This window comes from Anaerococcus sp. AH8042_DFU013_CI05, assembly GCF_047936775.1.
Classification (GTDB): Bacteria; Bacillota; Clostridia; order Tissierellales; family Peptoniphilaceae; genus Anaerococcus.
Window position 1 is genome coordinate 1,469,687 of record NZ_CP175954.1, and the last position, 12,773, is coordinate 1,482,459.

14 protein-coding genes are annotated in these 12,773 nt (G+C 32.5%); 11 read left to right on the plus strand and 3 right to left on the minus strand.

Features of this window, described 5'->3' with window-relative positions; translation table 11 throughout:
* Positions 1-6: 6 nt before the first annotated feature.
* From yidD to rpmH, 3 genes are read right to left on the minus strand one after another with little or no spacing between them, the layout of a single operon-like run.
* Complete coding sequence (gene yidD / locus ACKRLN_RS07575) at positions 7-222, minus strand: membrane protein insertion efficiency factor YidD (protein WP_416334759.1); 216 nt, start codon at positions 220-222, stop codon at positions 7-9.
* Complete coding sequence (gene rnpA, locus ACKRLN_RS07580) at positions 212-562, minus strand: ribonuclease P protein component (protein WP_416334760.1); 351 nt, start codon at positions 560-562, stop codon at positions 212-214. The genes yidD and rnpA overlap by 11 nt, the downstream gene beginning before the upstream one ends.
* A 58-nt stretch (positions 563-620) precedes the next feature.
* On the minus strand, positions 621-755 hold the full coding sequence (gene rpmH / locus ACKRLN_RS07585) for a 50S ribosomal protein L34 (RefSeq protein WP_019191371.1): 135 nt from the start codon (positions 753-755) through the stop codon (positions 621-623).
* A 692-nt stretch (positions 756-1,447) separates the two neighbouring features.
* Here rpmH and dnaA point away from each other — a divergent pair.
* The 11 genes from dnaA to ACKRLN_RS07640 all read left to right on the plus strand — a co-directional run bounded on the left by dnaA (position 1,448) and on the right by ACKRLN_RS07640 (position 12,749).
* Positions 1,448-2,848: a chromosomal replication initiator protein DnaA gene (dnaA, locus tag ACKRLN_RS07590; protein WP_416334761.1), complete on the plus strand. Its 1,401-nt coding sequence runs from the start codon at positions 1,448-1,450 to the stop codon at positions 2,846-2,848.
* 224 nt (positions 2,849-3,072) lie between these two features.
* Entirely contained in the window at positions 3,073-4,185 is a 1,113-nt protein-coding gene (gene dnaN, locus ACKRLN_RS07595; RefSeq protein WP_416334762.1) for a DNA polymerase III subunit beta, read from the plus strand.
* 17 nt (positions 4,186-4,202) lie between these two features.
* On the plus strand, positions 4,203-4,409 hold the full coding sequence (locus ACKRLN_RS07600; RefSeq protein ID WP_203127171.1) for an RNA-binding S4 domain-containing protein: 207 nt from the start codon (positions 4,203-4,205) through the stop codon (positions 4,407-4,409).
* Positions 4,409-5,488: a DNA replication/repair protein RecF gene (recF, locus tag ACKRLN_RS07605; RefSeq protein WP_203127170.1), complete on the plus strand. Its 1,080-nt coding sequence runs from the start codon at positions 4,409-4,411 to the stop codon at positions 5,486-5,488. The genes ACKRLN_RS07600 and recF overlap by 1 nt, the downstream gene beginning before the upstream one ends.
* A 16-nt stretch (positions 5,489-5,504) precedes the next feature.
* Entirely contained in the window at positions 5,505-7,406 is a 1,902-nt protein-coding gene (gene gyrB / locus ACKRLN_RS07610; protein WP_203127169.1) for a DNA topoisomerase (ATP-hydrolyzing) subunit B, read from the plus strand.
* 8 nt (positions 7,407-7,414) lie between these two features.
* Positions 7,415-9,877 carry a DNA gyrase subunit A gene (gene gyrA, locus ACKRLN_RS07615; RefSeq protein ID WP_416334763.1) on the plus strand — a complete coding sequence of 821 codons (2,463 nt, stop codon included), beginning with the start codon at positions 7,415-7,417 and terminating at the stop codon, positions 9,875-9,877.
* On the plus strand, positions 9,870-10,172 hold the full coding sequence (locus ACKRLN_RS07620) for an STAS domain-containing protein (RefSeq protein WP_416334764.1): 303 nt from the start codon (positions 9,870-9,872) through the stop codon (positions 10,170-10,172). Before gyrA ends, ACKRLN_RS07620 begins: the two co-directional genes overlap by 8 nt.
* 3 nt (positions 10,173-10,175) lie before the next feature.
* Positions 10,176-10,511, plus strand: coding sequence for an anti-sigma regulatory factor (locus ACKRLN_RS07625; protein WP_295884205.1), 336 nt, complete (start codon positions 10,176-10,178; stop codon positions 10,509-10,511).
* 2 nt (positions 10,512-10,513) lie between these two features.
* Complete coding sequence (locus ACKRLN_RS07630) at positions 10,514-11,302, plus strand: SigB/SigF/SigG family RNA polymerase sigma factor (RefSeq protein ID WP_416334765.1); 789 nt, start codon at positions 10,514-10,516, stop codon at positions 11,300-11,302.
* A 266-nt stretch (positions 11,303-11,568) separates the two neighbouring features.
* Complete coding sequence (locus ACKRLN_RS07635; RefSeq protein WP_416334766.1) at positions 11,569-12,519, plus strand: helix-turn-helix domain-containing protein; 951 nt, start codon at positions 11,569-11,571, stop codon at positions 12,517-12,519.
* Positions 12,520-12,536: 17 nt separating this feature from the next.
* The gene (locus ACKRLN_RS07640; protein ID WP_295884214.1) at positions 12,537-12,749 is read left to right on the plus strand and encodes a hypothetical protein; all 213 of its coding nucleotides are present in this window, start codon (positions 12,537-12,539) and stop codon (positions 12,747-12,749) included.
* Positions 12,750-12,773 lie beyond the last annotated feature (24 nt).

A 12,773-nucleotide genomic window follows, 5' to 3' on the forward strand; every position in this document is an offset into this window, starting at 1 on the left:
ATTGGGTTATATTACAGGGTCATAGCCACCCTTGGAAAAAGGATTACATCTTAAAATTCTCCACAAAGACATAAAAAATGCTTTAAAAAATCCATATTTTGTAAAACACTCAACTGCATATGTTGAGCAAGAAGGATAATATTTGCATTTTCCAAAGCCTAATTGTGGAGAAATGTAAGTCTTGTAAAAATTTATAATTTTTATAAAAATTTTATTTAACATAAAAAATCTTATTCTTTTTAAAAGCAATGCTCATAACATGACCAAAAGTCTTTTTTAAGGTTATATAGTCATAAGATGTAAGATGTTTTTTAGGGATAATCACAATATCAACCCCATTGAGGTTTTTGTAATTGATCCTAACTATATCACGCAATTTTCTTTTTAAGGCATTGCGTTGGTTGGCCTTGCCAATTTTTTTGCTAATAGAAAAGCCAAATCTGGGATGGTCTAAGCCATTTTTTTTTATTAATATAGTAAAGTCTCTGTTATAAAAAGCATCACTTTTTCTGTAAACTCTTTGAAAGTCAGTATCTTTTCTTAAACTAAGTCGCTTTTCCATCTACGTCCTAAATTTCTAATAACGTATGCTTAAAAAGCTAGGATTACTAGCTACTATATTAAGCAGATAATCTTTTTCTATTTTTTTTGCGGCGAGCTTTTAGTACTCTTCTTCCACCTGGAGAAGACATTCTTTTTCTAAAACCGTGATCTTTAGCTCTTTTTCTTCTATTTGGTTGATAGGTTCTTTTCATACTTCCACCTCCTACTTATAATTTTAGACTCATACTATTATATGGATAAAGAGCCATTCTGTCAAGAATAATTAGTCTTTTTATATAGAAAAATAGACGAATGAATAAGTCTTGTATATAAAAATTAATAAATATGCAAAAACACCCCTGGTTAACTAATAAACTTACACTGTGGATAAGTTTTTAAGAATAATTTTTATGCACAGCTTTTAAACATTAGTTATCCTTGGATAAATATTAGTAAAAGTGATTGTTAAAAAATACTTATCCCAAAATATAGGGATAATCCATAAAAAAATATAAGTAAATTTTATAAATACACAGACTTATCCACATATGCACAAAATTTATAGAATTCTTTTTTAATATCTTATAAGTTTTCCCAAAACTTATCAAGAGAATGTGGATAAGTTGTCAAACCCTCTAATTTGTAGTATAATTTGAGGTGTAAAACCCAGGGGAAAAGCTAAAAATTTCTTTTCACCATAAATTTATTTGTGGAAAAGTTTCAAATAATTAAATTTTTTGAGCATATTTTTAGGAAAAATCCCCAAATTGTAAGGAAAATTGTTATAAACATAGACTTATCCACAATTTAATCCACAGCGGTGGATAAGTATCAAAATCCTATCTAAGACATGAAATATAGGCTTTTAACTATGTGGATAGATTTTCTTATGAAAGGCACGGTAATGATTAGTTTAGAATACATTACAGATGAATTAAAAAATGAAATGAAAATGAATATTGCCGATCAATCGCAATATGATACATGGATAGATATACTAAAACCCTTAAATCTTTATGAAAACACGCTTTATTTGGAGATTCCAAAGTCAGAAATGATGTTTGTTTACGAAAAGATTTGGACACCTTCCCTCCAAGAGGCCCTAGATAAGATAAATAAAGAAAATGACTCTAATCTTAGGGTTGTAGTTATTGCAAAAGATAGTGATAGCTACAATAGGGTAATGGAAATGGGCAAGAATTATGAGGCCAATGGCCAAATGCGTTTAAAGGAAGTAAATAAGTTTCCAAAACCAATTCTTGATCGCAACTATACCTTTGAAAATTTTGTCCAAGGTAAGTCAAACCAATATGCCCATGCTATTGCAAGTGCAGTTACTCAAAATATTATAAATGACAATCCAACTAAAATTTATAACCCTCTATTTATATATGGGGAATCAGGACTTGGGAAAACTCACTTGATGCAAGCCATTGCTCATAAGATTTTAGAAGAGCGTGATGACTTATATGTTATGTATATTTCTAGTGAACGCTTTACAAATGAGCTAATTGCCAGTATCCAACCATCAAGCAAAAATAAAAACCAAAACCTAAATCAAGAATTTAGAAATAAATATAGATCAGCTGACATATTACTAATAGATGATATCCAATTCTTATCTAATAAGGAAGGTACACAAACAGAATTATTCCACACCTTTAATGACCTTTATTATGCTGATAAGCAAATCGTCCTATCATCTGATCGTCCACCACTTGAAATAAAAGACCTGGAAGATAGATTATTATCCAGATTTTCTTGGGGGATTACCGTAGATATTGGCAAACCAGATTTTGAAACCCGTGTAGCAATTCTCCAAAAAAAATCCGATGAATTAGGAGCCTATATAGATAATGAAATCTTAACTTATATAGCAGAAAATATTGATACAAATATCAGAGACTTAGAAGGAGCCTTATCAACAGCAATTGCCTATGCAAAGGGTGATAATAGAAATACCATAAATATGGATGATGCCAAAAAAGGTGTAAATACCAGAAGTCTCCATAAGAAAAAACACGTTAGTATAGAGGATATACAAAGATTTGTAGGCGAGAGATACAATGTAAAAGTTTCTGATATAAAGGGAAAATCCAGAAAAAAAGACTTGGTCCGTCCAAGACATATTTCAATGTATCTGGCCCGTGACATCCTAGATGATAGCTTAGTTACAATATCCAATGCCTTTGAACGTGATCATACCACAGTTATGCATGGGATAGATAAAGTAAAAGATGAAATGACCCTAGATCCTGATTTTAAGGATGAGATAGAAACTCTAAAAAAAGCAATTACAGAGTAAAATGTGTATAACTTGGTGGATATTATTGTGGATAAGTCAAAATTTTTATTTTTTAACACTTCTAAAAAGGATATGTGGATAAAGCCTAAAGTTATCCAAGACTTATCCTTAGGCGATTTTGGAAAATAATTGGCCTATTTTAAACAATAAGTTTACTTATCCACATATGTACACCCCCTACTACTAATACTACTAAATATATATAGTTATATGAGGAGCACTTTATGAAAATTGAAGTAAAACAAAATGAGCTAATGAATGCTATTAATATAGCAAGCAAGGCAGTAAGCAAAAATACCAATATTCAAATTCATGAATTAATATACTTTGAGGCAAAAGAAGATAGACTCTTACTGACTGCTTTTGATGGGGAGATAACAATTTTAACTTCTATCCCAGCCCTAGTAAAAGAAGAGGGTGAGATGGCAGTAAAGGCAAATCTATTTTCAGGAATTATTAGAAAACTTCCAAATGATACTGTAAAAATTGAAATCAAATATGGCAAGATAAATATCAAAAGCCAAAACTCAAACTTTAATCTAATAGCCTTTGAATATTTTGAAAAACAAGATTTGTCATTGCCAGACTCTGAGCCTCTAGAAATTGCCAATGACAAATTAAAAAGATCTATCCTACAAACAGAATTTGCAACAAGCCTTGATGAAACAAAGCTTGCCCTAACAGGAATCCTTTTTGAATTAAAAGAAAATTATCTAAATATGGTAGCCTTAGATGGTTATAGGGTTGCCCTTAAGAAAAATAAGATTGACTATCCATCAGCCTTTGAAGATAGCGAGTTTATCATACCAAAAAGATCTCTTATGGAGTGGTCAAGGATAATTTCAGATGACAATACAACATATATTTATAAAAATGAAAATGACATAGTATTTAAAAGCGAATCCACTACTATGTATTGCAGAGTAATAGATAAAAACTTTATAGATTACAGAAATATTATAAATGATATTTCGGATACATCTGTTATTTTAAGTAGAGATAGTCTTGCTCGTGCCCTAGACCGCGCCCAAGTACTTTCTGATCCTGGTAAGGCAAATCTAATTAGGATAGAAATTGCTGAAAATCACATGATTATCAAATCAAATTCAGAAGTAGGAGATGTAAAAGAAGTTGTAGAAACTGAACAAAATGGTGAAGACCTAGACATAGCTTTTAATGCTCGCTACATGCAAGAGGGTGTAAAGGCCAATGAATCTGATAAGATAAAATTAACTTTCAAATCTTCACTCAATCCTTGTCTCATCTATCCTGTAGATAGCAAATATGAAGATGAAGAATTCACCTACCTTGTATTACCAGTTAGACTAGCAAACTAAAAAAAGAAAGAAATTTTATGGAAAATTTAGAATTTGAAGCAGAAATGATAACCCTAAAAGATTTGCTAAAAGCAAGTCAAATAATCCCTTCAGGAGGCCTTGCAAAGCTAATCATAAAAGAAGAAGGAGTTCTTCTTAATGATAAGCCTTGCTTTATCCCTGGCAAAAAATTATACAAAGGCGATAGGGTTATCTTTGATGATATCAGCATAACAATTATATAATGTGGATAAGTGAAATAGAACTTAAAAATTTTAGAAATTACCAAAATGATAAGGTAAATTTTAATGATGGTATAAATATTTTTTTAGGAGACAATGCCCAGGGCAAAACTAATCTCTTAGAATCCTTATACTATCTAGCAAACGCCACATCCTTTAAAAAAATTAGAGATAAAGACATCATAAGCTTTAGCAAAGAGCATATGAATTTAAATGGCTTAATCAGAAAAGGTAGGTATTTTAAAAAGGTTTCTATCGATATTGAGGATGGGGAAAAGAAAATTTGTGTAAATGGAGTAAAATATGAAAGGAACAAAGATTTAAAGGCACTTTTTTCTTTGGTTTTATTTACTCCAGAAGATTTGCTAATTATAAAAGAAGGACCGAATCTTAGACGTGATTTGATAGATGAAATCATAATCTCTATTGATTTTGCCTACAAAACTAGCAAAAAAGAGTACGAAAAATTAATTTATCAAAGAAATAAACTTTTGAAAAACCAAAAATCTCCTTATTTTAACCAGCAGTTAGATGCCTTTGATAAGGGGATTGTTAAATATGGCTTTAGGATTTATAAACGTAGGGCCAAATTTATAAAAATAATCGACCAATTTGCAAATAACTATCACAGCAAACTTTCAGCGGCTAAGGAAGATTTAAGGCTTAGCTATAATCCAGATATAAATGCTGATTCTTTGGAAGATTATTATCAAAAATTCATAAGTGCAAGAAGTGATGACCTAAGATATATGACTACCCAAAGGGGAGTCCATAAGGATGAGATTGATATTAGTATCAATGATAGACTCATCAAAAATTTTGGCTCCCAAGGCCAGCAAAGGTCAGCAATTTTAAATATAAAACTTGCCCAAGTAAAACTAATTATGGAAGTGACAGGTGAAAAATCTGTCATTTTGTTTGATGATGTTTTCTCAGAACTAGATGAAAAAAGATCTCATTTTCTTTTGGAAAATCTAGCGGGCTATCAGACAATTATTACAGCTACCAACACCAAGTCTTTGGATATGGTAGATAAGTCAAACATCAAAAAAATTGCTGCAGGCAAGATTTTAAATGTTTGAATGAGAAAGGAAAAATATGACAGAAACTAATTATGATGCCGGTAATATTAAGGTTTTAGAGGGGCTTGAACCTGTCCGTCTAAGACCTGGTATGTATATCGGTTCGACAAGCGAAAAAGGACTTCACCATTTGGTTTACGAAGTTGTAGACAACTCCATAGATGAAGCCCTAGCAGGTCGTTGTGATTACATAAAAGTAACTGTATCAGAAGATAATATTATAAGTGTAGAAGACGATGGATCAGGTATCCCAGTAAAGGAACACCCACAAACAAAAAAATCAACTCTAGAAACAGTTTTAACTGTGCTTCACGCTGGTGGTAAATTTGACTCATCTGCCTACCAATTTTCAGGAGGTCTTCACGGTGTAGGGGTTTCAGTAGTAAATGCCCTATCAGAATACCTAATCGCTGATGTAAAAAGAGATGGCCACCACTACAGAATGAGTTTTGAACGTGGCGTAGCTACAAGTGATCTTGAAGTTTTAGGAGAAACATCAGAAACTGGTACAACTATCACCTTCAAACCAGATGCAGAAATATTTGAAACAACAGAATTTGATAAAAAAACCTTAGAACGTAGATTCCGTGAAATGGCATTTTTAAACTCTGGTGTACAAATTATTTTTGAAGATGAACGTGATGAATCCACTCAAACATTTAAATATGACGGCGGAGTTAGCGAATTTGTAGAATACCTAAACCGCAGCAAAGATGCCATAATGGAAACTATTCCCCATTTTGTAGGTAGCCAAGAGGACACTGAAATTGAAATTGCCTTCCAATATACAGATTCATATAGTGAAAATATCCTAACCTTTGCAAATAATATTTACACACCAGAAGGTGGTACACATTTATCAGGATTTAGGTCAGCCCTAACTCGTGGAGTAAATGATTATGCTCGTAAATATAAAATCATTAAGGAAAATGAAGACAATCTCCAAGGTGAGGATGTACGCGAGGGAATGACAGCTATAGTTTCTGTAAAAATTTCTGAACCACAATTTGAAGGGCAAACAAAAGCCAAACTTGGTAACTCAGAAGTAAGAGGGGCTGTTGACACATTTTTCTCTAACAAATTAGAATCATTTTTAGAAGAAAATCCAAAAATTGCAGCAACTATCCTAGATAAGGCCCTATCTTCAAGAAGAGCGCGTGAAGCTGCAAGAAAAGCAAGAGATTTAACCCGTAAAAGATCAATTTTAGATAGCGCAACCCTTCCAGGTAAACTTGCTGATTGCCAATCAACAGATATTGGCGAAAATGAAATCTTTATCGTCGAAGGTAACTCTGCTGGTGGTTCAGCAAAAGGTGGACGTGACAATAAAACACAAGCCATCCTGCCATTGCGTGGAAAAATCTTAAACGTAGAAAAGGCAAAACTTGATAGAATCCTAAATTCAGAGGAAATAAAGGCCATGATTACAGCCTTTGGTACAGGGATAGGCAAAGATTTTGATATTTCAAAACTAAGATACGGCAAAATCATTATCATGACAGATGCCGATGTCGATGGTGCCCACATCCGTACCCTACTTTTAACTTTCCTTTATAGATACATGAAGGATTTAATCGATGATGGTCACGTATATGTTGCCCAACCACCACTTTATAAAATTTCCCAAGGCCGTAGCGAACGCTATGTATATACAGATGCAGAACGTGATAAGGTCTTAAAAGAAATAGGCGGAGAATCTTACAAAATCCAAAGATATAAGGGTCTTGGTGAGATGAATGCCGAACAACTTTGGGATACAACAATGAATCCAGATAACAGGATTTTATTGCGCGTTGTGGAAGATGTCGAATCAACAACCACTGATGATACTTTTGCCCTACTAATGGGAGAAAAGGTAGAACCACGTCGCGAATTTATCGAAGAAAACGCCAAATACGTAACAAATATTGACGTATAGGAGGCAAAATGACAGAAATTAAAAATGATAATAATATTATAAATGTTAATCTAGAAGATAAGATGAAGGATGCCTACCTAGATTATTCTATGTCAGTTATAGTATCTCGTGCTCTTCCAGATGTACGCGATGGACTAAAACCAGTTCATAGAAGAATTCTATATGGTATGGAAGGTCTGGGACTTGATCCTAACAAACCAACTAGAAAATCAGCCAGAGTTGTTGGGGAAGTAATGGGTAAATATCACCCTCACGGTGACACAGCCCTTTATGATGCCCTAGTAAGACTTGCTCAAGATTTTTCAACTAGATATCCTCTTGCCCAAGGACAAGGTAACTTTGGTTCAATAGATGGTGATGATCCAGCGGCAATGCGTTATACAGAAGTACGTATGAGTAAGATTGCCAAGGAAATGCTACGCGATATTAACAAAAACACCGTAGATTTTATGCCAAACTTCGATGAAGAAGAACTAGAACCAACCATCTTGCCATCTAGATTTCCAAATCTTTTGGTAAATGGATCTAGCGGTATTGCTGTAGGTATGGCAACAAATATGGCTCCCCACAATTTAAGTGAAGCCATAGATGCTTCCATTGCCTACATGAAAAATCCAGAAATCTCTATTGGAGAACTAAATCAAATCATAAAAGGACCAGATTTTCCAACTGGTGCGAAAATTTTAGGAAAAAAAGGTATCAAAGATGCCTATGAAACAGGCCGTGGAAAAGTAAAACTACGCGGTATAGCAGAAATAGAACCATTTAAGAAAAATCGTGAGAGAATTATAGTCTCAGAAATTCCTTACCAAGTAAATAAGGCAAGATTAATTGAAAAAATTGCTGATTTGGTAAAGGAAAAAAGAATCGATGGTATTTCTGATATCCGTGATGAATCAGACCGTAAGGGTATGCGAATCGTAATTGAAATCAAACGCGATTCAAATGCAAATATTGTTTTAAATAATCTTTACAAATACACCCAACTTGAAACAACTTTTGGTATTATAAACCTGGCCCTAGTAGATGGTATTCCAAAAATTTTAACTCTTAAAGAATTAATTAAATACTATATAGACCACCAAAAAGAAGTTGTTACAAGAAGAACCCAATTTGACCTAGACCGTGCCAAAGCACGTAAGCATATTGTAGAAGGTTTGATAATTGCCATTGATAATATCGATGAAATAATTAAAATTATCCGTTCTTCATATGATGATAATCAAATTAAGGGGATATTCCTAGAAAGATTTGGACTAACAGACTTACAATCTCAGGCAATCCTAGATATGAGATTAAAACGTCTATCAGGTTTGGAAATTGAAAAGCTAAATGCCGAAAACAAAGAACTTGAAAAAACTATTTCTTATTTGATGGGTATTTTGGACTCAGAAGAAAAACTTATCGAACTAATCGAAGAAGAACTAAATGAAATTAAGGATAAATACGGTGATAAGCGTCGTACTAAGCTTGTAGCTGATGAGGGAGAAATCGACCTTGAAGAATTAATTGAGGAAGAAGATATCCTAATTACTCTTACAAATGATGGTTACATCAAACGTCTACCAGTAGATACCTACAAGGTGCAAAATCGTGGTGGCAAGGGAATCTCAGCTGCAAACACAAAAGAAGATGACTTTATCAAACGCATCATGACTACAAATACCCACGAAGATTTACTATTTTTCACTTCATTTGGTAGGGTTTATAGCCTAAAAGGATACCAAATCCCAGAAGGAAGCCGTACTAGCCGTGGTCAAGCCATAATAAATATCTTATCCCTAAATTCAGGGGAAAAAATTACAGAAATTATGCCACTTTCTGACCTAGAAGATGATGATCAAATAGTACTTCAAACAAAATATGGTAAAATTAAGAAGACAGATGCAAATAACTTTACATCCATCCAAAGAAATGGAATCATAGCCATAGGCCTAGAAGAGGGAGATAAGCTAATATCTGCCCGCCACATTGCCAAGGAAGAAGAATTAATAATTTCAACAAAAAATGGTATGACTATCCAATTTAATACAGAAGATGTAAGAAGCATGGGCCGTCAAGCTCGTGGTGTTCGTGCAATAAGGCTAAACAAAGATGATGAAGTAGTAGCTATGAATATCAAGGGTGATGAAACCTACCTACTTGTTGTAACAGAAAATGGTTTTGGTAAGAAAACATCCTTTAATAACTTCAACAATCAAAACAGAGGTGGAAAAGGAATCAGATGCCATAAGGTTACAGAAAAAACAGGTTGCGTAGTAGATACTCTTCCAGTAGACCTTGATGATGATGTATTGATGGTATCCCTAAATGGTGATATGATTAGAATAACTGCAAAAGATATTTCAACCACAGGTAGAAATACCATGGGAGTTACATTAAAAAATCTAAAAGATGAATCAGATAAAATCGTATCAGTTGCTAAATATGATGCTAGTCTTGGAGTAGAAGTAGAGGAAGAAAATGTTTGATAAAAAATTAGAAACAATAGATGACATTCAAACCATAAAATTAATCGGCGACCTAGATGTATATTCAGAAGATGAATTCAAATCATTTATAGATGAAAAAATCGATCCAAACAAAGATGTAACAATCGATTTAAATGAATTAGACTACCTAGATTCAACAGGTCTTGGTATGTTTATGAATATCTACAAAATGGTAAATGACAATGGCAAAGAAATCAAAATCATCAATGCCAAAGACAATATCCAAAAACTATTTAAGATTACTGATTTAACAGATCTATTTGATATGGAGTAGAAAATGGAGAAAATCAGCATAACAATTCCCCCAAAAAAACTTTATATAAAATCAATCAGACTATTTACAGCATCTCTTGCAAGTGACCTAGGTTTTAATATTGAAGAAGTAGAAGACCTAAGAGTAGTTGTAAGTGAGGCAATAAACTACAAACTATCAGATACGGATGTAACAATCGAATTTATTCCAGCAGAAAAAAATCTTGAAATCCGTGTCCTAGGCAATGATAAATCTCTAGATGAACGTGCACTAAAAATGCGTGATTTGATTTTAAAAGAACTAGCAGATGAAGTTTATATAAACGATGGAGAAATTAAAATCATACAAAGGGCTAAGTAATAATGACAGATAAAAATCAGCCAGATAAAAATGATCAAGAATACAAAGAAGAAATCAAAAGCAAATTTGAAGAGTATGCTAAAACTCGCGATAAAAAACTGCGCGATGAACTAATCGAAGAGCATATGTATATAGTAGATATCCTTTCAAACAAATACGTAGGAAAGGGTATAGAAAAAGAAGATCTCTATCAAGTAGCAAGCCTTGGCCTTATCTATGCGGTAGATAGATTTGACCCATCAAAGGGTTATGAATTTTCTTCCTTTGCAACTCCAACAATTATGGGAGAGCTAAAACGTTACTTTAGAGATAAGGGTTGGGTTATAAGAGTCCCAAGACGTATCCAAAACCTTTATAAAAAAATAAATAACGCCAAAAAAACCCTACCTCAAGAACTTCAAAGAACTCCAACTGTAAAAGACATTGCAGATTATTTGGGAGAAGATGAAGAGACAATACTTGAGACTATGGAAGCAAGTAAGGTGTATTCTCCACAAAGTCTTGATATGAAATATCAAGTACAAAAAGGAGAAAACTCTATCGACCTTGCTGATATGATAGGCGAAGAAGATAGAAACTTTGATTCAGTAGAGCTAACAGATTTGATAGAAAAATCAACTGCGAGATTAAATGATTTAGAAAAAGATATTTTGCAATTAAGATACTATGAGGGACGCACCCAAATAGATATTGCAGAAACTTTAGATATCAGCCAAATGACTGTATCAAGGATAGAAAAGAAAATACTCCAAAAATTCACACTAGAATTAGAAAAAATGGAAAATATGTAAGACCACACCATACTACGGTGTGGTTTTTGTTTGTTTAAAAATATATTAGACTGGTTTTTAAGGAAATTGTTTCACGTGAAACAAATTTAAACCTAGGTAAATATTATCTCTATATTTAATAATTAAAAAATAACGATTTAAATTGTAAAAAATTAACGAAGGATTACAATTTATCAAAAAGTTTGATATATTATTAGTGAAATAATTTAAATATTGTAAGAAGGATAATATAAGACATTAGATTGTAAAAATTAGGAGGAGGACCCATGTCTTATGACTACAGCTTCATAGGCAGCGAAATAAGAAGGATAAGAAAAAATAGGAATATTTCTCAAAAAGATTTGGCTAATATGGTGGGCATATCTGAGGAGAGCTTGCGTAGGATAGAAAATAACCATAATAACCCAAGGATGGATAATTTTTTGCAAATTCTAGAAGTTTTAGGTATAGATTTTGAAATCATCCTAATGGATGATTGTGGGTCTTCTTGGCATCTAATCAATGAACAAATAAAGGCTATAGACAATGATTTAGAAAACTTATCCTTAAGCAATTTACATACTAATATCGAAAGGCTTGAAAGCTTAAAAGACTTTACCTCAGCATCCTATCAAACAAAACTCATGCAATATATCCTCTATTATCAAGGCATCTACGAAAAAGATATCAATAAAGATTACTTAAAATTTAGAGATTGTCTATTAAAGGCCCTAGAAATTAATGGCAAGTCTCTTAATGAAGACATTAATAATACATATTGTGATATAGAAAAACGTATCTTAATAAAATTATCAGAATATTATTATTACAGCAATGCTAAGGAAAATTCTAGGGCAATTTTAACCTACCTATTAGAAAATGTCGATGTCAATGATAATAACTACATAGATATCCTATATAACCTTGCAAAGTATAATTATATGCAAAAATCTTACAATGAAGCCATAGAAACTTGCCAAAAGGCAATAGATCTAAGCTCTAAGACAAATAACTATAAGAGAATAATTTTAATTTACTATTTACTAGGTATCAGCAAGTTTAAGTTTAATAAAAAATCCTACAAAGAAGACATAGAAAAATCCCTCATCCTATGTGATTTACTAAAAAAACCAGAATTGAAAATAATTATTAATCAAAGTGTAAGTAGTATCCTAGCAGAAAAAGTAACCCCACAAAACTGTGGGGTTACTTTTATATGGATCTTTTATATAATGTAGTTGAAAGGAAGTTAAATATGAAAAGAAAAAATATAAGAAAAATTTGTACCATATTAGTTTTTGGTATTGCTGTTTTTTCAAAGGTAAGATTTCCAAACCAAGCTAATTTAGATGTTTTTGCAAGCAAACCACAAATTGAGCCTATTTCAATTTATAGCAAGGCTCCAACACATGAATTAATCACAGCTTGCAACTCAGGTTCTCAAATCGAACCTATTTCAATTTATTAACTTTATAACAAAATTAGCCATTAT